The organism is Pseudomonas sp. GW821-FHT01D09 (assembly GCF_059422465.1).
Genome location: NZ_JBWKWY010000026.1, coordinates 17,698 through 43,571, shown reverse-complemented (window position 1 = coordinate 43,571; position 25,874 = coordinate 17,698). Strand labels below are relative to the sequence as shown.

Annotated in this window: 14 protein-coding genes; 10 read left to right on the top strand and 4 right to left on the bottom strand. The window is 63.3% G+C overall.

Going from position 1 to position 25,874, the window contains the following annotated elements; genetic code table 11:
* Positions 1 to 165: 165 nt before the first annotated feature.
* The gene (gene ngg / locus AC07W7_RS20100; protein ID WP_495039993.1) at positions 166 to 1,911 is read right to left on the bottom strand and encodes an N-acetylglutaminylglutamine synthetase; all 1,746 of its coding nucleotides are present in this window, start codon (positions 1,909 to 1,911) and stop codon (positions 166 to 168) included.
* 3 nt (positions 1,912 to 1,914) lie between these two features.
* A complete protein-coding gene (locus AC07W7_RS20095; protein ID WP_495039992.1) occupies positions 1,915 to 3,687 on the bottom strand; it encodes an N-acetylglutaminylglutamine amidotransferase in 1,773 nt (590 codons plus the stop codon).
* Between the two features lie 311 nt (positions 3,688 to 3,998).
* On the opposite strand from AC07W7_RS20095, the gene AC07W7_RS20090 reads away from it, so the two are divergent.
* Positions 3,999 to 8,819, top strand: a complete 4,821-nt coding sequence (locus tag AC07W7_RS20090; protein WP_495039991.1) for an NEL-type E3 ubiquitin ligase domain-containing protein — start codon at positions 3,999 to 4,001, stop codon at positions 8,817 to 8,819.
* Between the two features lie 8 nt (positions 8,820 to 8,827).
* On the opposite strand, the gene mnmC is transcribed toward AC07W7_RS20090, so the two are convergent.
* Positions 8,828 to 10,825, bottom strand: a complete 1,998-nt coding sequence (gene mnmC, locus AC07W7_RS20085) for a bifunctional tRNA (5-methylaminomethyl-2-thiouridine)(34)-methyltransferase MnmC2/FAD-dependent 5-carboxymethylaminomethyl-2-thiouridine(34) oxidoreductase MnmC1 (protein ID WP_495039990.1) — start codon at positions 10,823 to 10,825, stop codon at positions 8,828 to 8,830.
* A 198-nt stretch (positions 10,826 to 11,023) separates the two neighbouring features.
* On the opposite strand from mnmC, the gene AC07W7_RS20080 reads away from it, so the two are divergent.
* From AC07W7_RS20080 to AC07W7_RS20065, 4 genes are all read left to right on the top strand, one after another.
* Positions 11,024 to 15,865 (top strand): NEL-type E3 ubiquitin ligase domain-containing protein, encoded by a 4,842-nt coding sequence (locus tag AC07W7_RS20080; RefSeq protein WP_495039989.1) that lies wholly within the window; start codon positions 11,024 to 11,026, stop codon positions 15,863 to 15,865.
* Between the two features lie 90 nt (positions 15,866 to 15,955).
* Positions 15,956 to 17,473 carry a polyphosphate:AMP phosphotransferase gene (gene pap, locus AC07W7_RS20075; RefSeq protein WP_495039988.1) on the top strand — a complete coding sequence of 506 codons (1,518 nt, stop codon included), beginning with the start codon at positions 15,956 to 15,958 and terminating at the stop codon, positions 17,471 to 17,473.
* Positions 17,474 to 17,574: 101 nt separating this feature from the next.
* A complete protein-coding gene (locus AC07W7_RS20070; RefSeq protein ID WP_169898462.1) occupies positions 17,575 to 18,759 on the top strand; it encodes a thiolase family protein in 1,185 nt (394 codons plus the stop codon).
* Positions 18,760 to 18,981: 222 nt separating this feature from the next.
* Complete coding sequence (locus AC07W7_RS20065) at positions 18,982 to 19,941, top strand: DMT family transporter (RefSeq protein ID WP_495039987.1); 960 nt, start codon at positions 18,982 to 18,984, stop codon at positions 19,939 to 19,941.
* A gap of 1 nt (position 19,942) precedes the next feature.
* On the opposite strand, the gene AC07W7_RS20060 is transcribed toward AC07W7_RS20065, so the two are convergent.
* Positions 19,943 to 21,331 carry a class II fumarate hydratase gene (locus AC07W7_RS20060; protein WP_099169139.1) on the bottom strand — a complete coding sequence of 463 codons (1,389 nt, stop codon included), beginning with the start codon at positions 21,329 to 21,331 and terminating at the stop codon, positions 19,943 to 19,945.
* Positions 21,332 to 21,524: 193 nt separating this feature from the next.
* Here AC07W7_RS20060 and AC07W7_RS20055 point away from each other — a divergent pair, with 193 nt between their 5' ends.
* From AC07W7_RS20055 to AC07W7_RS20035, 5 genes are all read left to right on the top strand, one after another.
* A complete protein-coding gene (locus tag AC07W7_RS20055) occupies positions 21,525 to 22,046 on the top strand; it encodes a DUF2059 domain-containing protein (protein WP_169901153.1) in 522 nt (173 codons plus the stop codon).
* Positions 22,047 to 22,058: 12 nt separating this feature from the next.
* Positions 22,059 to 22,358 (top strand): BolA family protein, encoded by a 300-nt coding sequence (locus tag AC07W7_RS20050; RefSeq protein WP_169898452.1) that lies wholly within the window; start codon positions 22,059 to 22,061, stop codon positions 22,356 to 22,358.
* A 118-nt stretch (positions 22,359 to 22,476) separates the two neighbouring features.
* Positions 22,477 to 23,418: an oxygen-dependent tRNA uridine(34) hydroxylase TrhO gene (gene trhO / locus AC07W7_RS20045; protein ID WP_169864560.1), complete on the top strand. Its 942-nt coding sequence runs from the start codon at positions 22,477 to 22,479 to the stop codon at positions 23,416 to 23,418.
* Between the two features lie 36 nt (positions 23,419 to 23,454).
* Positions 23,455 to 24,057 carry a DsbA family protein gene (locus AC07W7_RS20040; RefSeq protein ID WP_169864742.1) on the top strand — a complete coding sequence of 201 codons (603 nt, stop codon included), beginning with the start codon at positions 23,455 to 23,457 and terminating at the stop codon, positions 24,055 to 24,057.
* Positions 24,050 to 25,870, top strand: coding sequence for an ABC transporter ATP-binding protein (locus tag AC07W7_RS20035; protein WP_495039986.1), 1,821 nt, complete (start codon positions 24,050 to 24,052; stop codon positions 25,868 to 25,870). The genes AC07W7_RS20040 and AC07W7_RS20035 overlap by 8 nt, the downstream gene beginning before the upstream one ends.
* Positions 25,871 to 25,874 lie beyond the last annotated feature (4 nt).

The window sequence follows — 25,874 nt, the reverse complement described above, 5'->3', positions numbered from 1 at the left end:
TGCATTCCCACGCGGAGCGTGGGAACGATCATTGAGGGGCTGGGGTATTTGTTGGCCGGGCCGGCCTCATCGCAGGCAAGCCAGCTCCCACCTTTAAATGTGTTCACACATCAACATGTGGGAGCGGGCTTGCCCGCGATGAGGCCCGTCCAGACAGCTCATGTCTCAAGCCGTGGTTTGGCTGTGGGGAAACAACAAATCCACAAAGCGTTCCGCCGTGGGCTGCGGTTCATGGTTGGCCAATCCTGCGCGCTCATTGGCTTCGATAAATACGTACTCCGGTTGGTCGGCGGCCGGCACCATCAGGTCCAGGCCCACCATGGGAATGTCCAGGGCCCGTGCCGCCCGCACCGCTGCATCCACCAGCGTTGGGTGCAGGATCGCCGTGACATCCTCCAGGCAACCCCCGGTGTGCAGGTTGGCGGTACGCCGCACCGCCAGCACTTCGCCCGCAGGCAGGATGCTGTCGTAGTCGTAACTCGCTGCCTTTAAGGTGCGCAGGGTTTCGTCGTCCAGGGGGATCCGGCTTTCGCCATCGGTGGCCGCCTGGCGTCGGCGGCTTTGCGCCTCGATCAAGGCGCCGACGCTGTGTTTGCCATCACCGATCACCTGCGCCGGGCGCCGGATCGCGGCGGCCACCACGTCAAAGCCGATCACCAGGATGCGCAGGTCCAGGCCCTCGTGGAAGCTCTCCAGCAACACCCGTGCGTCGAACCGACGCGCCGCTTCAATAGCGCCTTGCACCTCTTCGAGGGTGCGCAGGTCCACGGCCACGCCTTGACCTTGCTCGCCGTCCAGCGGCTTGACCACAATGCGCTGGTGCTCGTCGAGAAACGCCAGGTTGTCGTCGGCGCTGGCCGCCAATTGTTGCGACGGCAATTTCAAACCGGCGGCGCTCAAGACCTTGTGGGTCAGGCTTTTATCCTGGCACAGGGTCATGCTGATGGCGCTGGTCAGGTCGCTCAACGACTCGCGACAACGCACCCGGCGCCCCCCATGGCTGAGGGTGAACAACCCGGCGGCGGCATCGTCCACCTGCACATCAATCCCGCGCCGGTGCGCTTCTTCGACAATGATCCGCGCATAGGGATTAAACCCCGCCTGCGGCCCCGGCCCAAGGAACAGCGGCTGGTTGATGCCGTTCTTGCGCTTGATGGCAAAGGTGGTGAGGGGACGGAAGCCGAGCTTGGCGTAGAGGCTTTTCGCTTGGCAATTGTCATGCAATACCGACAGGTCCAGGTAACTCAGGCCACGGCTCATAAAGTGCTCGATCAGGTGGCGCACCAGCACTTCGCCGACGCCCGGCCGCGAGCATTGCGGGTCTACGGCCAGGCACCAGAGGCTGCTGCCGTGTTCCGGGTCATGGAAGGCCTTCTGGTGATTGAGGCCCATGACGCTGCCGATCACCGCGCCGCTGTCTTCATCCTCGGCCAGCCAGTACACCGGGCCGCCCTGGTGGCGCGGGGTCAACAGGCTGGCATCCACCGGCAACATGCCGCGCCCCTGGTACAGGCGATTGACCGCCTGCCAGTCGGCTGCGTTCTGCACCCGGCGAATGCGAAAGCCGCGAAATACCCGGGTCGCCGGGCGGTAGTCGGTGAACCACAGGCGCAAGGTGTCGGAGGGGTCGAGGAACAACTGTTGTGGATCAATCCCGAGGATCTGCTGGGGCGCGGCCACATACAGTGCGATGTCGCGCTCTGCGGGCTGCTCGTTGAGCAACTCCAGGGCCAGGCTCGCCGGGTCGGGGAAGGTATGGCCAATCAACAGCCGGCCCCACCCACAATGCACGGCAATCGGTTGCGTGCTGGGTTCGCTGCCGTCTTCGGCCAGGCGCGCTTGCAGGCGCTCGTAGGACGGCGCCTGGCCGCGCAGCAGGCGTTGGCTGTAGGTCGTGGCGTGAGGTTTCATCAATCAGATTCCTTGTTCGCTGAGCCATAGGTTCAACGCTGCCAGTTGCCACAGTTTGGAGCCGCGCAGCGGCGTCAGTTGCCCCTGGGGGTCAGTGAGCAGGCGGTCGAGCATCGCCGGGTTGAACAGGCCCCGATTTTGGCTTGGGTCCAGCAGCAGGTCGCGCACCCAGTTCAGGGTATCGCCCTGCAAGTGCTTGAGCCCGGGCACCGGGAAGTAGCCTTTCTTGCGGTCGATCACCGCGCTGGGGATCACCCGGCGCGCGGCCTCCTTGAGCACCTGCTTACCGCCGTCCGGCAGCTTGAATTGGCCCGGCACCCGCGCCGACAACTCCACCAGGCGGTAGTCGAGGAATGGCGTACGCGCCTCCAGGCCCCAGGCCATGGTCATGTTATCCACACGCTTGACCGGGTCGTCCACCAGCATCACCGTGCTGTCCAGGCGCAGGGCCTTATCCACTGCGGCCTCGGCGCCAGGTTGGGCGAAATGTTCGCGCACAAAGTCGCCGGCCGCGTCATGGGCGGTCAGCCATTGCGGGGTGACGGTCGCCGCATAATCGTCGTAGCTGCGGTCGAAAAAGGCCTCGCGGTAAGCCGCGTAAGGGTCGCTGGCGCCGTCCACCTGCGCATACCAGTGGTAACCGGCGAACAGCTCATCGGCGCCCTGGCCGCTTTGCACCACCTTGCAATGCTTGGCCACTTCCCGCGATAGCAGGTAGAAGGCAATGCAGTCATGGCTGACCATCGGCTCGCTCATGGCGCGGAAGGCGGCCGGCAGTTGCTCGATGATCTCGCTTTCAGCGATGCGCAGTTGATGGTGCTGGGTGCCGTAATGCCGGGCGATCAGGTCGGAGTACTGGAACTCATCGCCACGCTCGCCGCCGGCATCTTCAAAGCCGATGGAGAAGGTCGCCAGATCCTGCACGCCGACTTCACGCAACAAGCCCACCAGCAGGCTCGAATCCACACCGCCGGACAGCAGCACGCCCACCTCCACCGCCGCGCGTTGGCGAATGGCCACGGCCTGGCGGGTGCTGTCGAGCACGCGGTCGGTCCAGTCTTGCAGGGTCAGGTGTTTTTCATCGTCATGAGGGCCGTAGGGCAGGGTCCACCAGGTTTTCTGCTCGGTGTTGCCATCGGCGTCGATACGCATCCAGGTGGCCGGCGGCAGTTTTTCGATGCCCGACAGCAGGGTGCGCGGGGCCGGCACCACGGCGTGGAAATTCAGGTAGTGATTGAGCGCCACCGGGTCGAGCCGCGGGCTGATATCGCCGCCCTTGAGCAGCGCCGGCAACGCTGAGGCAAAGCGCAGGCGCTGGCCGGTGCGCGACAGGTACAACGGCTTGACGCCCAGGCGGTCGCGGGCGATGAACAGGCGCTGGCTGTCGCGCTCCCAGATGGCCAGGGCAAACATGCCGTTGAGCTTGGGCAGCAAGGCTTCGCCCCAGGCGTGATAGCCCTTGAGCAGCACCTCGGTGTCGCCGTCCGAATAGAAGGCGTAGCCCAGGGCTTCAAGCTCGCTGCGCAGTTCCGGGAAGTTGTAGATCGCGCCGTTGAAGGCCAGGGACAGGCCCAGTTGGGCGTCGACCATCGGTTGGGCCGAGCCGTCCGACAGGTCCATGATTTTCAGGCGTCGATGGCCCAGGGCAATTGGCCCCTGGGCGTGGAAGCCCCACGCGTCAGGTCCGCGTGGCGCCAGGTGATGGGTGATTCGTTCCACCGCTGCCAGGTCGGCAGGTTGATGATTGAAACGCAATTCTCCAGCTAATCCGCACATAAATTCCTTACCGGTTTTTCCGTTGGGGAGGGGTAAAAAGGCACGCGCCAAAACGGCGGGTACCCAGGGACTGACCCCAGGGCTGCGCAGGGAGTTTTAGATCAATACGTTATATGGCAAACAGCCGCCCCCCTTCGCGACAGACCCTGCGGCCGGTGCGGCGCGGGGGAAAAGGGCGGTAATTAGCTCAAGATCATATGCAAAGAGTGGGGCATTGCCCTGGGCAAACCTGCAGCTATTTGAACCCTTCTGAAGGGCGGGTGGGTTTAGTGTGTGGCGGCATTGTTCAACGCGATTAAGGAACGTTGCGAATGACGCAAACCGCTGATTTGAGCCAGGTACTCGCGCCTGTGGCTCAGGATGATGTGATGAAGGGGCTGCTGAGTATCACCGGCGATCTGGACAAGGCGCAGGTGTTGCATGACACCCTGCCGGCCTGGTTGATCAAAGCTGACTCCCAGGTGCTCCAGGCCATTGAGCAGGCGTATGCCGACAGCGAGGCCCCCCGGGAAACCCTGCAACGGCTGTTGAGCCGTTTGATCCCCCTCGACCGGTTTTGTCGCGAACGGCTCAAGGCCTTTCTGGTCGCCCAGGGCTATGCCCACCTGGATATTGAGCACGACTCGCTGGAGCTCCCCAGGCGCAGTTTCAGCGGTGTCAACCCGGACCTTGGCGGCATGCTGATCGAAACGGTGGTCCTGGAGAAGCACAGCCTGCTGCAGGCGGCCATGCAGAACTTTTCCCAGTCGGGGGCCGAGCCGGCAGGCATACCGATCAATGCCGTGGTGCGGGTGGGCGCCCAGCGCAGGATTGCCCGGGATATCAGCGCCCAGGCCTTTATCGGCTACTGCCGCGAGCTGAACCTGGGGGCGGCCTATCAAGCCCATGTGCGCGAAGTGTTCAAACTGGCGGACCTGGAGCACGGCTATAGCCCTGTGGTGAAGGAGGTCGGCCATACCCGGTGCCTGGATATGCTGCTGGACTTGCATATGGCCCATGCCAAGGGCGATATCGATCAACCGACCTATACGTTGTTGCTCGGCCTGGTCCGGGCGGATATGCCCGCCAGCGACCCCCAGCCATTGTGGTTCAACGGCCAACCGCTGACCTGGCAAGGCCTGAAGATCGATGGGGCTTGCCTGTGGGGCGTGCTGGTGTTTTCCAGCGCCTCCGCCGAGGGATTCGCCAGCGGCCCGATCGTGGTGTACATGCCCAATGAGCCCGTACGCCCGTGGTATCGCTATGAGTCACAGGAGCATTTCAAGCTCTACCTTGGCCTCAAGCTCCATGTGAGTACGTATCGAACCTTCTTCATGGGCTACCTGGATGAGTCCGAGCGTTTCGGTTTTTTCGAGCGTTTTGAGAAATACAATCTTCTGGTGCGCGTGGAGTCGCTAGCGGTGACGGGCAACTTCTCGACGTTCTTTTTTAATGCCTGTGTCGGGAAAATCCAGCTCGATGCCCGTGTGTTGGCGGTTCCCAACGCCCAGGCCGATGACGAGGCACGCCAGCAACGCATCCAGGACTACCTGGACGCTGGCTTGACGGTGCTCAACGTCGCCGCGTTAGTGGTGCCGGTACTGGGGCAACTGATGATGGGCGTGGCGGTGGGGCAGCTTCTTGGGGAAGTGTTCGACGGGGTGGATGACTGGACACACCAGGACCGGCTGGGGGCCCTAAGGCACCTGGCGAACATCGCCGAAAGCCTCGCCGCCATGGCGTTGTTCGCGGCGGGTACCAAAGTGGTGGGCCGGCTGTGGAGAAGCACGCCGCCGGCCTCGGGTTTTTATGGCCGCCTGGAAGCCGTGCGCATGCCGGACAAAACCACGCGCCTATGGCGTAGCCGTAGCGAGCCGTATCGCCACAGCGTCTCGCTCGAGGGGATCGTTGCCAGTCCCCGTGGCGTCTACCAGGCCAATGGCCAGTCCTATGTCAAGATCGACGGTTCGATCTATTCGATAGTCTTTGATGCGTCCACCGGCCGCTGGCGGGCCCGGCATCCGCAGCGTGATGCCGCGTATCGACCGCCCGTGACCCACAACTATCAGGGTGGCTGGCAGTTCTTGTTCGAGCGCCCGCAAGAGTGGCAGAACCCTGACTATGTGCTGGGCCGGCTGGACCCCAGCCTCAACGCCTTCCCGGCCGGGCATCTGCGGGATATCGCCGCCATCACCGACACGACCTTGCCCCGCCTGCAGCAATTGGCCAGGCAAAACCTGCCACTGCCGGAGCGGTTGCGCGAACGTGCCCTGTGTTTCAAGCAGAACCAGGGGGTTCGCGATCTGATCTGGCAAATGACGCACCAGGCACCGCTCAACGTGTTGACCGCGTATGTGCAGATGTTGGCCCTGCCGCTGATGGAAGGCTGGCCCAAGGGGCGTTTTTTTGAACTGCTGGACGAAGAGGGCTATTTGCTTGAGCGTCATCCCGACACTGCCCCCTTTGACTACGAAGACTTGAGCATCCACATCACCACGCGCCAGATGAGGGACGGGCAGGTCATGTCCACCCTGCTGACTGCCCTCGACCCGCAGGAGACCGCGCGCCTGCTGGGGGGCACCTTTGCGGCCGAGGAGGCGCAAGCGGTGCTGGCGCGGCGCCTTTTGGCCTCACTCAAGAACACTCACCAGGCGGTGTATGAACGGCTGCGTGCGGATGCCGACTTCACCGACCAGAGCGATCACGGCGTGCTCAAGCATCGCTATCCACAATTGCCCCTGGGGGTTGCCTGGGAAGTCATGAGCCAAGCCTCCACCGCCGAGCGTTTGCGTTTGCGCCATAGCGGGCGGGTGCCTTTGCGGATCGCTCAATGGGCGCGCGAGGCCCTGCAACGGTTGGATGAAGACGAGGCCCTGAGCGGTCTGTACTTGCCGGAGCTGGCCACCGAAGCCACTCGGCGCGTGGCGACTGGATTGCTGCGGCGGGTTCCGGGCTGGCCCGAAGACCTGTTGTTGCAGGTGCGCCGTGAGAGCTTGAGAGGCAGCGTCCTCGCCCACGTGGGCAAGGCAAAGGCTGCCACGACCCGCACGGTGGTGCAGTCGGCCCAGGGGTTTCGCGCCTACGATGGGCAGGGCGAGCCACTGGGGGCGATGGCCGATGGGCCGCAAGGGTTCTATGAGGCACTGCTCGACTGTTTGTCTGGCGCCCAGCTCGACGCGTTGCGCCTGCCCGGGAGCGACAGGGCCAGCCAGTTGCGCAATGCCTTGATTGGCAAGGCCCAGGATGAGCGCCGCCGGATTGCCCGCTATCTATGGCCGGAACGGCCGGTGCCCGAGGAGCCTGGCGTGGCGTGCGTGCAAGGCATGCCCGTGGATTCGCCATCCCAGCCGGCAGGCCTGGTGCGCAAGGTGCGCAAACTCTACCCCCTGTTTGATGACCAGCGCATCGCGATCTTTTTGCAGGACCTGGGGAGCGATCAATTGTCGCGTGCCAAAGCCATCCGGGTGCTTGAGCAGCAGTATGAAGCCCTGCATCGGGCGCTGAAGGTGTGGGCCAGGGAGAAGGTGGCGCAGGCGCCGTCGGAGGTTACCGTGCAGGATCACCGCCTGGCACGCCACCAGGCCGTCCAGGCCATTGAGCGCAGTTGGCAATATGCCTCGCTGCTGCCGGACGAGTCCCAGCAGAAAGTGCCGAGCCTTTCCCTTGACGGTATGGCCCTCGGGGCATTGCCGACCCTCCCGCCGGGAGTCCAGTTCGGGCATATCCAGCAGTTGTCATTGCGTAACATGGGGCTCAACGATGATGTTGGCTACTTCCTCAAGCACTTCAAGGGGCTCAAGACCCTGGAACTGACGGATAACCGGGTGACGCGGCTGCCGGAAGTGCTGCAGCAGATGAAGCAGTTACACCGGTTGTACCTGGCCAATAACCAACTGCAACTGACCGAATACACCCGGACCAAACTCGGCGACCTGAAAAACCTGATCACCCTGGACCTGAGCAACAACCCCCTGGTCGACCCGCCGGTGGTGGGCAAGATGTTTGAACTGCGTAGCCTGGTCTTGCGTAACTGCCGGCTTAAAAGCCTGCCGAGCGGTTTTATGCGCATCCCCTACCTGGAGCAACTGGACCTGCGGGAAAATGACATCGCCACCTTGCCCGCCTGGTTGTTCGCCGCGCCACGGCGCAACACCGAAATCATCAACTTGCGGCACAACCCACTGGATGCCCCCAGCCGCCTGCGGTTGAACAACTACCGGGACGCCATTGGCGTGGGCATGGGCTTTGTGGAAGACGACATCGCCAGGCTCAATGAACAGGCGGCCCGGGATCTATGGCTGGGAGATGGGCGAGTGGCCCGCTACCCCGAGAGGATCGAGACCTGGGTGGGGCTCAAGGATGAACCCGGTTCCGATGCGCTGTTCAAGCTCCTGGCCGGCCTGGGCGGAGCTGCCGATACCACTCACGTGCAGGAGGACATGGGCCGTCGGGTCTGGCGGGTACTGGACGCGGCGGCAGCGGATACCCGGCTGCGCGAAGAGATCTTTGAACGGGCGGCCACGCCTTTGAACTGTGACGATGCCGCCGCCGAGAGTTTCAGTAACCTGGAAGTGCTGGTGGAAATTCACGAGGCTTCGCAGCGGGTGGAGGGTGGGCAGGTCACGGCCAAGCCACTCTTGAGACTGGCCCGTGGATTGTTTCGCCTGGACCGTCTGGAACAGATGGCCCGCCGGCACAGCGCCGAGCATCCGATGCTCGACCCACTGGAGGTCAGCCTGGCTTATCGCACGGGGTTGGTGGAGCGCTTCCATTTGCCCGGGCAACCGCGGCATATGCGCTATGCCAGCCTGGGCGGGGTGACCGAGCACATGCTGGAGATGGCTGAAGTGCAATTGAGGGCGGCTGAGCTTTCCCCGCTACTGCTGAGCTATATGGTGAAACTGCCGTTTTGGCGCAGCTATCTGCGACGGACCCATGGCGGTTCGTTCGATACCTTGAACCAGCCTTTTGGCGAGCGCATAGAGGCCGTATGGGCGCAGAGAGAGACCCTGGGCGACGCCGATTATCGCAGCCAGATGGGGCAGATCCAGGATGAGCAGGAAAAGGCGGAGCACACCGAGCTTGAACGCCTGACCAAGGAGGCGTTGAGGCTCGATGAGCTGGGCACCTGCGAGCTGCCCACGGCGGGTTGACGGCCCGCTCACTGAGGTTTCTTGGCCGCGTTGCTGCGGATCAACGCCCGTACGGCGAAGCGGTTTGGGTGACAGGCCTCGGCCACGCTGCGGGGCAGGGGCAGCGGTTCGTTGTCCAGCCACGCGGCCAGCAGTTCGGCGGACAACGGCGCGGTGATCAGGCCCCGTGAGCCATGGCCGCTATTGATATACAGGCCATCGAGCCACGGGCAGGCGGTGTCGGGTGTGTGGCGGGCGTCCTTGCGCAGCGCCCCATAGGCCTGGGCGAATGCCAGGGTGTCGGCCAATGGCCCGACAATCGGCAAATAGTCCGGGCTGGTGCAGCGAAAGGCCGCGCGGCCTTGCAGGGTCTGTGGAGCAAGGCTGTCGGCGCGCAGGCGTTGGGCCAGGTCCGGGGAGATCTCCTGTAGCAGCGCCAGATTCCCGGCATGCTCGGCGGCGGTGGGGGTGAGGTCTTCACAGGTGAAGTCAAAACTGGCGCCCAGGGTGTGCTCCCCCAGGCGGGCCGGCGCGACATAGCCTTCGGCGCACACCACCGTGGCCAAGGCCTGGCTGTCGGCGGTCTGCGGCAAGCGGGTGATCTGCCCGCGAATACGCTTTAACGGCAACTCGGCGCTGGCAGCAAAACGCTTGACGTCAGCCGCGCCGGCCAGCACCACCACGGCAGCGCTGGCCAGCAACCGGTCACCGTCCCAGGCCTGCCATTGCTCGTCGACTTTGCGCAGCTCCAGCACCTCATGATGAACCTGCACCGTGATGCCGGGCTGGCGTGCCTGCCATTGGCAGAAAGCGGGTGGATGCACCCAGCCGCCCTCGGGGAAAAACAGCCCGCCGTGCTCCAGGCCAACCCCGGCCCGGGCCTGGGCCTGGTCCCTGTCCAGCCGGTGCAGCAAGCCCGGGGCAAACGCCTCGGCCAGTTGCGCCTGGCGCTCGGCCTCCCGGGCATTGAAGGCCAGTTGCAGGACGCCACAGCCGTCCCACTCCACCCCCCGTTGCAAGTGCTCCAGCAGGCGCCGGGTATGGCCGAACCCGCTGACAATCATTTGCGACAGCGCGGTGCCATGGGCCGACAGCTTGAGGTACAGCACCCCTTGCGGATTGCCCGAGGCTTCCTGGGCCAGGCCGGCATGGCGCTCCAGCAGGCTGACCTGCCAACCTCGCGCGGCCAGGCTGGCAGCGCTGGTGCACCCGGCCATACCGCCGCCGATCACCAGGGCCCGACGCTCCCCCTTGAGGGCCGTTGGCCTGGCGAACCAGGGCTTGGTGGGGGCCGGTAGCGGTGCGTCGGCCGGCCAGCCGAGAAACTCCCCGCGCAGGATTTCCCATTTGTGGCCGATGCCCGGGGTGCGCTTCATCTTGAACCCGGCAGCATTGAGCAGGCGCCGCACCCAGCCGGTGCTGGTAAAGGTGCTGATGGTCGAGCCCGGGGCCGCCAGCCGCGCCAGTTCGGCGAACAGTTCGGCGGTCCACATGTCGGGGTTTTTCGCCGGGGCAAAACCGTCGAGAAACCAGGCGTCGATCTGTGCATCCAACTGCGGCAGTTGCTCCAGGGCATCGCCGATCAGCAGCGTCAGCGTCACACGCCCGTCAGCCAGGATCAGGCGCTGGAAGCCCTGGTGAATGGCGACGTACTGCGCCAGCAATGGCTCGGCCAACGGCTGGAGCTGCGGCCAGAGGGCGAGGGCGCGTTGCAGGTCGGCATGGCTCAGGGGGTACTTTTCCACACTGACAAAATGCAGGCGCGCCCCCGGCACGGCGTGCTGTTCAAACAGCTGCCAGGCACACAGGAAATTCAAGCCGGTGCCAAACCCCGTTTCCCCGATCACCAGCCGCCCGCCCACCGGCAGCGCGGCAAAGCGTTCTGGCAGGCGGTTCTGTTCGAGGAACACGTAGCGGGTTTCTTCCAGGCCCGACTGGTCGGAAAAATACACGTCATCGAACACCCGCGAGCGTGGGCGTCCCTGGTCGTCCCAGTCGAGCTGGGCATTGGGCTGTACGGGGTTCATGGGCAACTCGGCAGAGACAAGGCGGCCATTCTAGTCGATCCCGGCGGGCAGGGTAGAACCGGGGTGTTAGCCGGCTATTTCATCCATGGAAAATTCCCCGGCAATCGCCCCTGGACCCATCAACAATCGGCGTTAATCCGGCGCCTTGGCACGAGGTATCGTTAAGCGTTCAACCCTAGGCATTAAGGGATATTGCTGATGCAGGTACAGAATGGATTGACCCACACACTCACTCAGTTGACGCAGCAACAGTTGCAAGCGGCCTTGCTGGACATGACGGGGGACCTGGCCAAGGCCGAGGTCCTGCAAAAGCGCTTGCCGGGCTGGATGATCAATGCCCCGCCGGGGGTGCTGGAAGCGCTGGAAAACGATGCCTCGCGGGTCGAAGAGGCGCGCGCAGCGGTTGAGGTGCGATTGAAGCCGCTGCGCTCACTGGATGAGTTTGGCAGCCAGCAGTTGAAGGCTTACTGCCAGGCGCAGTGGCAGGTGACGGTGGACCCGAAAAAGGACCTGTTTGTCCGTGCGACCTACGCCTATGAGAAAGATGTGCTGCCCCTGGCGTATGTGCGCACGGTCACGCTGCAACAGCAGAGTTTGTTGCATATGGCGCTGCAGAACTTTTCGGCGGATGAAGAGCGGGCCGAGCGTTATTCCGGCGAGTCCCGGCTGCAGTCGGGGTCTGCCGCCCAGGCCGTTATCGACATTGCCCCGCATGAGTTCGCCCGAGGCTGCCGGGCCCTGGACCTGGGGCGCTTGTATCAGCAGCATATCCTTGAAGTGTTCGCCCTGGAGGCCGGCGACAGCGACGATCAGGTCGGCGTCAACGGCGTGGCGATCGATATCGGTCGGATGAAAACCCTGGATGTGAAAATCGATGCCCACATCGCCCTGATGCGCGGCGATATCAGCCCGAATGCCTACAGCCTGGTGTGCGCGTTGCTTGACCGCAACATCGACCCGGCGCAGGCCAAAGACCTGTTGTTTCAGGGGCGCCCGGTGCTCTGGCAAGGCCTGAATGCCCTCGATTGTTGCCTGTGGAGCGTGGTGGTGTTCTCGGGCCGGCCGATTGCGCAATACCCGCAGGAGCCGTGTGTGGTGTATATGCCCAATGAGCCGTTGCGGCCGTTCTTTGAGTACCCCTCGCTCAATGACTTCAAGGTCTACCTGGACTTGAAGCTGGAGGTGGCCAGCTACCGCACCTTCTTTACCGGGTACCTGGGCGTGGTGGACCGGGTCGGGTTCTTCACCCGGTTTGAGCAGCACCGCACCCTGGGGGTGCTGGAGGCCAGGCCCATCACGGTCAGCCTGGCCCAGCATTTTTTCAGCACCTACGTGGGCAAGCTGCAAATTGACGCACGCACGCTGGCGGTCCCGGTGGTGGATGTGGACGAGGAGGTCCGCCAGCAGCGCTGGCAAGCGTACCTGGAGGCCGGGTTGACGCTGCTCAACCTGGCCGCGTTTGTCGTCCCGGCCTTGGGCCTGTTGATGACGGGGGTGGCCATCGGGCAGCTGCTCGGCGAGGTGTATGAGGGCATTGAGGACTGGCGCCGGGGTGACAGGGACGAGGCGCTGAAGCAGTTGGGGTTGGTGGCGGAAAACATCACCTCGATGGTGTTGTTTGCCACGGGGGCCAAGGTGGTCGGCAAGGTATTGAAGCGTACCCGCCAGGGCTTGAATAACTACTTCCAGGCACTGGAGGCTGTCCGTTCGAGTGATGGCAGCCCACGGTTATGGCGCCCGGATGTGCGCCCGTATACCCATGACCAGGGCCTGCTCGATAACGGGGTGATGGATGCCCAGGGTGTCTATACCGTGGGCGGTCATTCCTACATAAAAGTGGGGGGCTTTGTGCATCAGGTAGCCTTTGACGCGAAACTGGGGCAGTGGCGGGCCAATCACGCGACGCGGCAGACGGCCTATCGCCCGGCAGTGCTGCACAACGGCGAGGGGGCCTGGCGTTTTGCATTTGAAAAGCCGCACGAATGGGACGACCAGGACTACCTCTTTTCGCGCCTGGAACCCACCAGTCGTTACCCCGCGCTGGAGTCGCGCAAGTTGCGACTGGTCCGCGACATCCTGGACCAGCCTTATCGTTGGGGATACCACCTGGCCCAGGAATGCCTGCCCTTTCCCGCGCGGTTTCGCGATCTGTATGAGCGCTTTCGCCTGGAGCAGTCCATTCGCGACCTGATCTGGCTGCTGGAGCGGGGGGTGTACCTCAACGCCGACAGCGCCACCGTGCAGATGCAGGCCTTGCCCCTGTTGCCGGGCTGGCCCGAGGGGTACTGCTTCGAGGTGCAGGGCTCCCGGGGCGAGTTCAAGGCGCGTTATCCCGCCAGTGGGCCCGTGGGCGATGGTCATCAGCGCTTGACCCTCACTGAACAGGCGGTGAATGAGGGGCAAGTGTTTGATGTGCTGCTGTCCCGGCTCGACCAGCAACAAAAGATCGGCCTACTGGGGGCGGCGGTGGCCGCCACTGAAGAGCACGCGGTGTTGGCGCGTCGGCTGCTCGCCTCCCTCAAGGCTGACCGCAAGCCCCTGTTCGAGCGGTTGTATCAGGCGTATGACGCACCGGTGCCGCCCGAGTGGGAGGTGCTGCGCAAGACCTATCCACACTTGCCATGCACGGTGATGCGCGAATTGCTGGCGCAGGCTTCTTCGGTGGAGTGGCAGGCGCTGCGCGAGCATCAGCGTGTACCCATGGCGCTGGCCGAGTCGGTACGCCAGGCCCTCGCACGGCAACGCCTGGATCGTGCCCTGGCCGGTTTCGAGCTGCCGGAGTTGGCCGGCCCCGACACGCAGTGCGTTGCCGTTCGGATGTTGCCGCGGGGCGAGGGCTGGGATAACGCGCTGCGGTTGGAGTTGCGCGAGGATTCGCCGCAGGGCGCCTTAGTGGCGCTGGGGGCGATCGAGGGGGCCGGCGTGCGGCGGGTGGTCGTCAGGTCGGCGGCCGGTTTTACAGCGTTCGATGGCAACGGTGTGAGCCTGGGACCTGCCCGCACAGGCCCGGATGGGCTGTTCGAGGCGCTGGCAGACACGCTGCAAGAGGCGCAGCGCCAGGCCCTGGGTTGGCCTGCCGCCGAGGGCGAACATGGCTGGCGATTGCGGCGTGTGCTGGCCGCCCGGGCGCAAAGTGAGCGTGAGGTGGCCGCGCAGGCATTGACCGATAAGGTTCGTGAACCGCTGGCTATGCAAACCCCTTGTCGGCTGGCGGACTCGCCCACAGGCTCGCCGGCCCATTCGGGGCCGCTGGTGCACAAGGTGAAAAAGCTCTATCCGCTGTTCACTGACGCCCAAGCCGCTGAGCTGTTGATGGCTTGCGGTGCCGATGAGCTGTCCCGGGCCAAGGCCGTCGAACGTATGACCACAGACCTTGAGCACCTGCGGGCCATTCTCAAACATTGGAAGAGCAACACCGGTGAACTGCAGCACCAACCGGGCTTCAGGGATATCCATCGCAGCCGCCAGCTCGTGGCCGAGCGCATCGAGGCCTGCTGGCGGCGCCAGAGCTTTGTCCTCGACGAGTATCAGGTGTCCGTGGCCGGCCTGACCCTGGACGGGATGCGTGTGGGCTCGCTGCCGAACCTGCCGCCCCAGATTCGCTTCGATCATGTGCGGCATTTGTCACTCAAGAACATGCGGCTGGGCGACGACGTGGCTTATTTCCTGAAGTGTTTCAAGGGCCTGCGCCGCCTGGACCTGGACCGCAACCGGCTGACCCGGCTGCCCGAGTACTTCTCGCGGATGCCCGAGCTCGACAGTTTGTCGCTGCCCCGCAACCAACTGGCGCTGACCGAGTACACCCGGCGCAAACTGGCCGACCTGAGCACCTTGCGTCTGCTGGACATGAGCCACAACCCGGTGGGCGGGCACCTGGATGTCAGCAACATGCGCGAGCTGCATACGTTGCTACTCCAGGACAGCCGGATAACCGACGTGCCCAGCGGGCTGGGACGCTTGGCCTATCTGGACCAGGTGGACCTGCGCGACAACTGGATCACGCTTTTGCCCGAATGGCTGTTTCGCGCTACCCGTAGTTTCAGCCAGGCGATCAACCTGGGCGGCAACCCGTTATCCGTTTCGACGGTGACGGCCCTCAGTCGCTACCGTGAGGAAGTCGGTATCGGCATGGGCTATGTGGATGACGATCGACCCCGCGCCACCGAGTTGAAAGCCCGGGCGCTCTGGTTGCCGGACGAAGTGGCCAACCGCAATGCCATAAGGCGCGGGATCTGGGCCAACCTGCGCGATGACAGCGAATCGGCACCGCTGTTCGGGTTGCTTGCCCAATTGTCCGGGACCGCCGACAGCCGTCACGTGCGCGAGGATTTGAGCCGCCGGGTGTGGGAGGTCCTGCAATCGACCCATGACAGCGTGGAACTGCGCGAACAGGTCTTTCAACTGGCGGCCCACCCAGTGAACTGTGCAGACGGGGCGGCGGATATTTTCAGTCAGATGGAAGTGCTGATGGAGGTCGAGAAGGCGACCCAGCAGTCCAGTCACCGACAGGGCAGCCCCGGGGAGCTATTGAAACTGGGTCGGGGCCTGTTCCGTCTCAGTGAGCTGGAAAAAATTGCGCTGACCTACGCCAGGGAACATGCCAGCGAAGACCCGCTGGAAGTCAGCCTGGCCTTTCGGGTGGGCTTGGCAAAAGTCCTGGAACTGCCGGGGCAGCCCAAGCATGCGCAGTATGTGGAGTTTGCCAATGTGACCAACGAGGGGCTGGAGGTTGCGCACTCCCAGGTCCGTACGGCGGAGTTGTCCCCGTCGCTCTTGCGTTTCATGACCCAGTTGACGTTCTGGAAGACCCACCTCAAGCAACAGTTTCCCGCGACGTTCCTGGCGGCGACGGAGCCCTTTGATGTGCAGCAACAATTGCTCTTTGAAAACAGCCAGAACCTCACCGACGGTGAATACCTCGCGCAAATGGAAGCCCTGCGTGCGCCTCGCCGGCAGGCTGTCAGCGAGGTGGTGGAGCGCCTCACCCAACAGATGATGAAGCACCAGGACCTGGGGATATGCCATGTGCCCGAGGGCTGAGCCATTGATCCACGGCAAGGGCTTGGGAATTCCTTGCCCGCCGCGCTGCCCAATCCGCTAGTCTTGGTCCATCTTGGAAGGGAGTCGCCCATGTTTGAATCTGCCGAAATCGGTCACACCGTCGACAAGGACACTTACGAGGCGCAAGTCCCGGCCTTGCGTGAAGCGTTGCTGGAAGCGCAGTTCGAGTTGCACCAGCAGGGGCGCTTCCCGGTGATCGTGTTGATCAATGGCATTGAGGGCGCCGGCAAGGGCGAAACCGTCAAGTTGCTCAATGAATGGATGGACCCGCGCCTGATCGAGGTGCGCACCTTTGACCAGCAGACCGACGAAGAACTGGCCCGCCCGCCGGCCTGGCGCTACTGGCGGCAGTTGCCGGGCAAGGGGCGCATGGGGGTGTTCTTCGGCAACTGGTACAGCCAGATGTTGCAGGCGCGGGTCCATGGCCAGATCAAGGATGCGCGCCTGGACCAGGCCATCGCCGGGGCCGAGCGCCTGGAGCAGATGCTGTGCGATGAAGGGGCGCTGATCTTCAAGTTCTGGTTTCACCTCTCCAAGAAGCAAATGAAGGCGCGGCTCAAGGCCTTGCAGGACGACCCGCTGCACAGCTGGCGCATCAGCCCGCTGGACTGGCAGCAGTCCGCGACCTACGACAAGTTCGTGCATTTTGGTGAGCGCGTGCTGCGCCGCACCAGCCGTGACTATGCACCCTGGCATGTGATCGAAGGGGTGGATGCCAACTACCGCGGGCTGACCGTGGGCAAGATCCTCCTCGAAGGCCTGCAAAATGCCCTGAAGGCGCCCAAGGCCAGGGCCAGCGGGATCCAGCCGGCACCCTTGCCGTCGTCGGTGGACCAGATAAGCCTGCTCGACAGCCTGGACATGACCCAGCGCCTGGAAAAGGACGACTACGAGGAACAGCTGATTACCGAGCAGGCCCGGTTGTCGGGCCTGCTGCGCGACAAGCGCATGCGCAAGCACGCCCTGGTCACCGTATTTGAAGGCAACGATGCGGCGGGCAAGGGCGGGGCGATCCGCCGTGTGGCGGCCGCGCTGGACCCGCGCCAGTACCGCATCGTGCCGATTGCCGCGCCCAGCGAAGACGAACGTGCCCAGCCTTACCTGTGGCGGTTCTGGCGGCAGATCCCGGCACGGGGCATGTTCACTGTGTTCGACCGCTCCTGGTATGGCCGCGTGCTGGTGGAGCGCATCGAGGGCTTCTGTACCACGGCCGACTGGATGCGCGCCTACGCCGAGATCAACGATTTCGAGGAGCAACTACGCGATTCCGGGGTGATCGTGGTCAAGTTCTGGCTGGCCATCGACAAGCAGACCCAGCTGGAGCGCTTCCAGGCCCGCGAAGAAATCCCGTTCAAGCGCTTCAAGATCACCGAAGACGACTGGCGCAACCGTGACAAGTGGGATGCCTACCGGGCGGCGGTGGGGGACATGGTGGATCGCACCAGCACCGAGATCGCGCCCTGGACCCTGGTGGAAGCCAACGACAAGCGCTGGGCGCGGGTCAAGGTGTTGCGCACCATCAACCTGGCGCTGGAAGCGGCGTTCGCCAAGTCCGACAAACACGATAAAAAGAAGAAGCACAAATAGCGCCATGCTTTTGCATACGCCAGGTGAATGATTGTCGCGGTCACCCGGCGCTGGATCTATCCTCGATCTGTCTCCCAACAACGACAAGATTGAGGTAGCCCATGCGTGAAGTAGTGATCGTCGACAGCGTGCGAACCGGCCTGGCCAAGTCCTTTCGCGGCAAGTTCAACCAGACCCGCCCCGATGACATGGCCGCGCATTGCGTCAACGCCCTGCTGAGCCGCAGCGGCATCGACCCGGCCAGTGTCGAGGATTGCATTGTCGGCGCCGGCTCCAACGAAGGCGCCCAGGGCTACAACATCGGCCGTAACGTGGCGGTGCTGTCGCGCCTGGGCACCGGCACCGCCGGCATGACCCTCAACCGCTTCTGCTCCTCGGGGCTGCAGGCGATTGCCATTGCGGCCAACCAGATTGCCTCGGGGTGCAGCGACATCATTGTCGCCGGTGGCGTCGAGTCCATCAGCCTGACCATCAAGAGCGTGAATACCGACCACCTGATCAACCCGTTGCTCAAGGAGCAGGTGCCGGGCATCTATTTCCCCATGGGCCAGACCGCCGAGATTGTCGCCCGCCGCTATAACGTCAGCCGCGAAGAACAGGACCTGTACGCCCTGCAAAGCCAGCAGCGCACCGCCCAGGCCCAGGCCGACGGGTTGTTTGACGATGAAATCGTGGCCATGGCGGTCAAGTACAAGGTCGAGGACAAGAACAGCGGTGATGTGCAAATTCTCGATGGCGTGGTCGACCGCGACGACTGCAACCGCCCGGACACCACCCTGGCCAGCCTGAGCGGGCTCAAGCCGGTGTTTGCCGAGGACGGCTCGGTGACGGCGGGCAACTCCTCGCAATTGTCCGATGGCGCGTCGATGACCTTGGTGATGAGCCTGGAAAAAGCCCTGCAACTGGGGCTCAAGCCCAAGGCGTTTTTCCGTGGCTTTACCGTCGCCGGCTGCGAGCCGGACGAGATGGGCATCGGCCCGGTGTTCTCGGTGCCCAAACTGCTCAAGGCCCGTGGCTTGCAAGTGGCGGACATCGACCTGTGGGAACTCAACGAGGCGTTTGCGTCCCAGTGCCTGTATGCGCGCAATCGCCTGGAGATCGACAATGCCCGCTACAACGTCAATGGCGGCTCGATTTCCATCGGCCATCCGTTCGGCATGACCGGCTCGCGGCAGGTGGGGCATCTGGTGCGTGAGTTGCAACGGCGTAACCTGCGCTACGGCATCGTCACCATGTGCGTGGGCGGCGGGATGGGGGCGACCGGGTTGTTCGAGGCTGTGCGCTGATCTATAAAACACAGCAGATCAAATGTGGGAGCGGGCTTGCCCGCGATAGCGGTGTGTCAGTCACAGTTGCATTAACTGATCCACCGCCTTCGCGGCGATGCGGCGACCCGACAAGCCCGCTCCCACAGTTGATTTGTGGTGTGCCGGATAAAAAACTTCGCCAAGGTTTACCCACATCCCCCTAGAATGCGGGCTCCTCTACCTCTGGCTCTTGGGGCACTCATGCACATCTCTTCCGGCCGCTGGGTCTACGGCTTATCCCTGACCCTGCTGACCGCGCTGCTCTGGGGCATTTTGCCGATCAAGCTCAAACAGGTGCTGCAGGTGATGGACCCGATCACCGTGACCTGGTTTCGCCTGATGGTGTCCGGCAGTTGCCTGTTCGTCTACCTGGCCGCCGTCAAGCGCCTGCCCAGCCCGAAAGTCCTGGGCAAGCGCGGTGGCTGGCTGGTGGCGATGGCGGTGTGCGGCCTGGTGGGCAACTACGTGCTGTACCTGGTCGGGCTGAAGATGTTGAGCCCCGGCACGGCGCAACTGGTAGTGCAGATGGGGCCGATCTTCCTGATGATTGCCAGTGTGTTCCTGTTCAAGGAGCGTTTCAGCCGAGGGCAGGGCATGGGCCTGCTGGTATTGATCATTGGCTTTGGGCTGTTTTTCAACCAGCGCCTGGCCGAGTTGTTGACGTCCCTGGGCACCTACACCGCCGGGGTGCTGACGATTCTGCTGGCGACCACCATCTGGGTGTTCTATGCCCTGGGCCAGAAGCAATTGCTCACGGTGTGGAATTCGCTGCAGGTGATGATGGTGATCTACCTGTGCTGCGCGTTTTTGCTGCTGCCCTGGGTGCATCCCATGGAGGCGCTGCAACTGAGCCCGTTGCAGGGCTGGCTGTTGCTGGCGTGCTGTTTCAATACGCTGGTTGCCTATGGCGCCTTTGCCGAGGCCCTGGCCCACTGGGAAGCGTCGCGGGTCAGTGCGACCCTGGCGATCACGCCGTTGGTGACCTTTGTCGCCGTGGCGATCGCGGCCTGGTTATGGCCCGACTATGTGCAGGCCGAGCAGATCAACGGCCTGGGGTATGGCGGCGCGGTGCTGGTGGTGCTGGGGTCGGCGTCGGTGGCGTTGGCCCCGTCCTTGATCGCCGGGCTCAAGGCCCGGCGCGCAAGGTTGGCCCACCTTTAGGTCAATGCCCGGCTTCGAGCATATTCTGCGGGCGTACCCACTGGTCGAACTCGGCATCGGTGAGGTAGCCCAGCGCCAGTGCGGCTTCGCGCAGTGTCAGCCCTTCGGCATAGGCTTTCTTGGCAATCTCTGCCGATTTGTCATAGCCGATATGGGGGTTCAGTGCTGTCACCAGCATCAGGCCCCGTTCCAGGTGCGCAGCCATTTGCTCGGCGTCGGGCTCCAGGCCCGCGATGCAATGTTCCTGGAAGTTGCGGCAGCCGTCGGCCAGCAAGCGGATCGACTCCAGCAGGTTGTGGATAATCACCGGCTTGTACACGTTCAACTGCAAATGCCCTTGGCTGGCGGCAATGCCGATGGTCACGTCGTTGCCCAAGACCTGGCAGGCCAGCATCGACAGCGCTTCGCACTGGGTCGGGTTGACCTTGCCGGGCATGATCGAACTGCCCGGCTCATTGGCCGGCAGGCGCACTTCGGCCAGCCCCGCCCGTGGGCCCGAGCCCAGCAGGCGCAGGTCGTTGGCGATTTTCATCAAGGCCACGGCCAGGGTTTTCAGGGCGCCGGACAGGGTGGTCAGCGGCTCATGGCCCGACAGTGCGGCGAACTTGTTGGGGGCAGTGACAAACGGCAGCCCGGACAACGCGGCGATTTCCGCGGCAATCGCCTCGCCAAAGCCATGGGGCGAGTTCAGGCCGGTGCCGACCGCCGTACCGCCCTGGGCCAGCTCGTAGACGGCGGGCAGGGCACTGCGAATGGCGCGCTCGGCGTAGTCCAGTTGCGCGATAAACGCCGAGACCTCCTGGCCGAAGGTGATGGGCGTGGCGTCCATCATATGGGTGCGGCCGGTCTTGACCAGCTTCATATGGCGCGCCGACAACTCCGCCAGCCCGCCGGATAGCTCGCGCAGCGCCGGCAACAGTTGCTCGTGCACCGCCTGTACGGTGGCAATGCTCATGGCCGTGGGGAAGCAGTCGTTGGAACTCTGGGAGCGGTTGACATGATCGTTGGGGTGCACCGGGCTCTTGCCGCCACGGGGCTTGCCCGACAGCTCGTTGGCGCGGCCGGCGATCACTTCATTGGCGTTCATATTGCTCTGGGTGCCACTGCCGGTCTGCCAGACCACCAGCGGGAACTGGTCATCGTGCTGGCCTGCAAGGACTTCATCGGCGGCCTGTTCGATCAGCCGGGCGATATCGGCGGGCAGGTCGCCATTGCGGTCGTTGACCCGCGCCGCGGCTTTCTTGATCAGGGCCAGGGCGTGCAGGACCGCCAGCGGCATGCGTTGCTCGCCGATGGCGAAATTGACCAGTGAACGCTGGGTCTGTGCGCCCCAGTAAGCGTCATCCGGGACGTGTACTTCGCCCAGGCTGTCGGTTTCGATACGGCTCATCGCAGGGACTCTCCTTGTGGTCGGTTTGCGCAGTTTAGGCCCTGGGCGCGCGTTTGGGTTCCATAAAAGCCATTTCATCGGCCAACCCCCCGCAAAACCAAGTCCTACAAGGCGTGGGGTTGAGTGCCGGTGTTTTTTAGGCGCAGAATGGTCGCCCTTGGGGTATTACCTCGCCAGCTAGAAAGGAAACTCGATGACTCGTCTTCGTGCCATCTGTACCGCGGTTGCTCTGGTCTGTGCCAGCGGCCAGGTGCTTGCCGATACCGCCAGCCACAATGCCAGTGCCGAAGCTTTCCTGACCCTGGCCCACGCCGACAAGCTGGGCACCCCGGTGTACATGCAAGTGCAGCAAATGTTCGCCCAGCGTTTCGAGCAGACCAAGGCGCCTGCCGCCAAGCAAACCGTGCTCGACACCTACCAGGCCAAGGCCAACGCCGCCCTGGACCAGGCCATTGGTTGGAACAAGCTCAAGCCGGACATGGTCAAGCTGTACACCAGTAACTTCAGCGAATCCGAACTCAAGGACCTGGTTGCCTTCTACAAGTCGCCACTGGGCAAGAAAGTCCTGGAGAAAATGCCGCAGCTGACCCAGCAATCGGCCCAACTGACCCAGGCCAAGCTGGAAAGCGCGGTGCCGGTGGTCAACAAGCTGCTGGAAGACATGACCAACGAACTGGCTCCGGCGAAAAAAGCCGCCGCGCCTGTCAAGAAGTAAGTGGAGCCAGGAATGACCATGCAACAGCGCATCGAGACGGCACTGGCCGCCCTGGGCCCGGACCACCTGAGTGTGCTGGACGAAAGCCATATGCACAGCCGTGGATTGCAGACGCATTTCAAGGCCGTGCTGGTCAGCCAGCAGTTCGACGGGCTTAACCGCGTCAAGCGCCACCAGAAGGTCTACGCCACCCTGGGCGAGCTGATGAGCGAGTTCCATGCGCTGGCGCTGCATACCTACACGCCTGAAGAATGGGCAAAAACCGACGCAGCCCCGGCCTCGCCGACCTGCGCTGGCGGGAGCAAACACTGAGATCCGGCTCCTAAAAAGGCCTGTGTTTTGCTAGAATCCGCAACGCGCCGCTCAGTCGGCGCGTTTTTTTTGCATCCGGTTCACCCTTTACGAGGGTAGCCACCTGGAGAGAACACCCATGACCCACCCGATCGTCGTGGCGGCACTGTATAAGTTCGTCACCCTCGAAGATTACGTCGCCCTGCGCGAGCCGCTGTTGCAGGCCATGGTCGACAACGGCATCAAGGGCACCTTGCTGATCGCCGAAGAAGGCATCAACGGCACCGTTTCCGGCAGCCGTGAAGGCATTGATGGCCTGATGGCCTGGCTGAAGAACGACCCACGCATGGTCGATATCGACCACAAAGAGTCGTACTGCGACGAGCAGCCGTTCTACCGCACCAAGGTCAAGCTGAAAAAAGAGATCGTGACCCTGGGCGTCGAAGGCGTTGACCCCAACAAACAAGTCGGCACCTATGTTGATCCACAAGACTGGAACGCGCTGATCAACGATCCAGAAGTGCTGTTGATCGACACCCGTAACGACTATGAAGTGTCGATCGGCACCTTTGAAGGCGCAATCGACCCGAAAACCACGAGTTTTCGCGAATTTCCCGACTATATCAAAGCCAACTTCGACCCGGCCAAGCACAAGAAGGTCGCCATGTTCTGCACCGGCGGTATTCGTTGTGAAAAAGCCTCGAGCTATATGCTCAGCGAAGGCTTTGATGAGGTGTATCACCTCAAGGGCGGCATCCTCAAATACCTCGAAGAGGTGCCCCAGGCCGAGACCAAATGGCAGGGCGACTGCTTTGTCTTCGATAACCGCGTGACCGTGCGCCACGACTTGAGCGAAGGTGACTACGATCAATGTCATGCCTGCCGTACACCGGTTAGCGTAGAGGACCGCGCATCCGAGCATTACGTGGCCGGCATCAGTTGCCCGCACTGCTGGGATAAGCTGTCCGAGAAGACCCGTCGCAGTGCGATCGATCGCCAGAAGCAGATCGAGCTGGCCAAGGCCCGCAATATGCCGCACCCGATTGGCTACAACTACAAGCAATCATCCACCGAGGCTTGAACCATGTCCGCGCGCCTGCTCTATGTAATGGACCCGATGTGTTCCTGGTGCTGGGGGTTTGCCCCGGTGGCCAAGGCCCTGGTTGAGCAGGCCCGGGCAGCAGGTGTGGAACTGCACCTGGTGGTCGGCGGTTTGCGCACCGGCAGCGGCGCGGCGCTGGAGCCGACCACCCGGCGCTATATCCTGGAACACTGGCAGGCGGTGACCGAAGCCACTGGTCAGCCGTTCCGCCTGGAAGGTGCCTTGCCTGACGGTTTTGTGTATGACACGGAGCCGGCCTGCCGGGCCCTGGTTACCGCGCGCGGCCTGGCGCCGGATTGCGCCTGGGCCTTGCTCGGGCTGATCCAGCAGGCCTTTTATGTCGAAGGGCGCGATGTGACCCGCGCCAGTGTGCTGGTGGAACTGGCCGAGACCGCCGGGGTGCCGCGCATCGAGTTTGCCGAGGCCTTTGACCGCGCCGAGCAACATGCCGCCACGGCCGCCGATTTCACCTGGGTCCAGGACCTGGGCATCGCCGGGTTCCCCACGTTGCTGGCCGAGCGCAATGGTCAGCTGGCGTTGTTGACCAACGGCTACCAGCCGCTGTCCGAGCTGTCGCCGTTGCTCGGTCGCTGGCTGGAGCGAGCTGCCTGTGCATGATCAGCCTCAGCCTCCCGAGCTCCCCGCACGCATTGATCGGCTGACCTGGGCAGAAATCTGCCGCCTGGCCCTGCGCCATAAAAAAGCGTTGTGGATCGCCAATGGGGTCGCTGTACTGGCAACCCTGTGCAGTGTGCCGATTCCCTTGCTCCTGCCCCTGCTGGTGGACGAAGTGCTGCTGGGCAATGGTGATGCCGCGTTGCAGGTGATGAACCATGCGTTGCCGGCGCCCTGGCAGCAGGCCGCCGGCTATATCGGCCTGATGCTGCTGGTCACCCTGGTGCTGCGTTGCGCGGCCCTGGTGTTCAACGTGGTGCAGGCGCGCCTGTTTGCCGGGCTGGCCAAGGACATTGTCTACCGCATCCGCGTGCGCCTGATCGAACGGCTCAAGCGCATTTCCCTGAGTGAATACGAAAGCCTGGGCGGCGGCACGGTGACCACGCACCTGGTTACCGACCTGGACACGGTGGACAAGTTTGTCGGGGAAACCTTGAGCCGGTTCCTGGTGGCCACCCTGACCCTGGTCGGCACTTCCGGGATCCTGATGTGGATGCACTGGAAGCTGGCCCTGTTGATCCTGTTGTTCAACCCGTTGGTGATCTACGCCACGGTGCAGTTGGGCAAGCGGGTCAAGCACCTGAAGAAGCTGGAAAACGACAGCACCTCGCGGTTTACCCAGGCCCTGACGGAAACCCTGGACGCTATCCAGGAGGTGCGCGCCGGCAATCGCCAGGGCTTTTTCCTCGGGCGCCTGGGGCAGCGCGCCCAGGAAGTGCGCGACTTTGCCATCAACTCCCAGTGGAAAAGCGACGCCTCCAGCCGCGCCAGTGGCCTGTTGTTCCAGTTCGGGATTGATATCTTCCGTGCGGCGGCGATGCTCACCGTGTTGTTTTCCGACCTGTCCATCGGCCAGATGCTCGCGGTGTTCAGCTACCTGTGGTTTATGATCGGCCCGGTGGAGCAGTTGCTCAACCTGCAATACGCCTACTACGCCGCCGGTGGCGCGCTGACGCGGATCAACGAACTGCTGGCCCGCGCCGACGAGCCGCAATATGCCGGGGGCGAGGACCCGTTTACCGGGCGCGAAACCGTCGGCATCGAGGTGCGGGGCCTGGACTTTGGCTATGGCGAAGACCTGGTGCTCAACCAGTTGAACCTGGCCATCGCCCCTGGCGAAAAAGTGGCGATTGTCGGCGCCAGTGGCGGCGGCAAAAGTACCCTGGTGCAACTGCTGCTGGGGCTCTACACCCCACAGGCGGGGACGATTCGCTTCGGCGGCGCGACCCAGCAGGCGATTGGCCTGGAAACCATCCGCGAGCATGTCGCGGTGGTGCTGCAGCATCCGGCACTGTTTAACGACACCGTGCGCGCCAACCTGACCATGGGCCGCGAGCGCAGCGACCAGGCCTGTTGGCAGGCCCTTGAAATTGCCCAGCTGGATGCTACGGTCAAGGGGCTGCCCCAGGGCCTGGACAGTATTGTTGGGCGTTCGGGCGTACGTTTGTCCGGTGGCCAGCGCCAACGCCTGGCGATTGCTCGCATGGTGCTGGCCGAGCCCAAGGTGGTGATCCTCGACGAAGCCACCTCGGCCCTGGATGCGGCCACCGAATACAACCTGCACCAGGCGCTGGCGCGGTTTCTCAGTGGGCGTACTACACTGATCGTTGCTCACCGTTTGTCGGCGGTGAAGCAGGCTGATAGGGTATTGGTGTTTGACGGCGGGCACATTGCCGAAGACGGCGACCACCAGCAACTGATAGCCGATGGCGGTTTATACGCCAAGCTTTATGGACACTTGCAACAAGTTCGCTGAAATG